At 62.7% G+C, this 853-nt stretch carries 2 protein-coding genes; both read left to right on the forward strand.

Going from position 1 to position 853, the window contains the following annotated elements:
• A partial coding sequence (locus AC1DY5_RS57335) for a transposase domain-containing protein (RefSeq protein WP_478122991.1) occupies positions 1-153 on the forward strand: 153 nt, incomplete at its 5' end.
• 139 nt (positions 154-292) lie between these two features.
• Positions 293-601: a hypothetical protein gene (locus tag AC1DY5_RS57340; protein ID WP_478122990.1), complete on the forward strand. Its 309-nt coding sequence runs from the start codon at positions 293-295 to the stop codon at positions 599-601.
• The last annotated feature ends 252 nt before the right edge of the window (positions 602-853 follow it).

An 853-nucleotide genomic window follows, 5' to 3' on the forward strand; every position in this document is an offset into this window, starting at 1 on the left:
GCGATCACCAGCCTCATCCAGCCGGCAAAGCTCAACGACCTTGATCCCTATGCGTACCTGAGGGACGTGCTCACGCGCCTGCCCACGCACAAGGAACGCGACATCGACCAACTGCTGCCCCATCTCTGGCGCCCCGTTGGCGGCACCGCATAGCGCCCGCGCAACTCGGCGCAAGTGTCGGGCTGGGTGTGTTCGCTCTCCCTTTACATACGATGGGCCAACGGTGTGGTGACCATGCACCGCATCGCAAGTTGCTGGCGCTGCGGCACGCCGAAGATTGGTCCCTGGCGAGATGCTTTCCGAGTATTCCAAGGCGCCGGTGCTGTGGCTGCATGGGCGCACGCGCGACAGCTTCGACTACCAGGTGGACGGAATCTCGAACGCCCGCGGCGTACTTGATGTTCTCGGTGAAGCTGTACACCAGCTGCCCGTACAAGCCACCCAGGGCGGGCGGAAGGAAGTAGCCGATCGAGTTCAACAAGTTGACGCTCACGCCGACCTGCGCCATCGGATCAAATGCGCCTGTTGTTCCAGTAAGTCGGCGTGTGGTCGCGTCCCCGGCGGACCTCGCAAGCCGCCCGACCGTGTGGTGGTGGGCTAGCTTGTTTTGAACGTTGCCAGCCATGTTCGTCGCCACCCCCTCCGGGAATCGACGATCCCGACAGCAGAGACGGCGCTCGCATGTCGCACGGTCTAGTCGCATCGTCGTGCGGCCGCGGGCGCATCAAAGCGGGCGCTCAATTCGTCGGCTTCCCCATCCGTCCGCCAATGGCATCGCTAAGCTGAATAATTCGCGACGCGACAAAGATCGAAGTGAAATTCATTCGGATCCCGGCGCGTCGGTACCTTGGGT

This window comes from Variovorax sp. P4_D9 (genome assembly GCF_056401695.1).

Excerpts from the sequence above, each read along its gene's own strand:
- AC1DY5_RS57340 (WP_478122990.1), top strand. The coding sequence starts at position 293 with ATGCTTTCCGAGTATTCCAAGGCGCCGGTGCTGTGGCTGCATGGGCGC.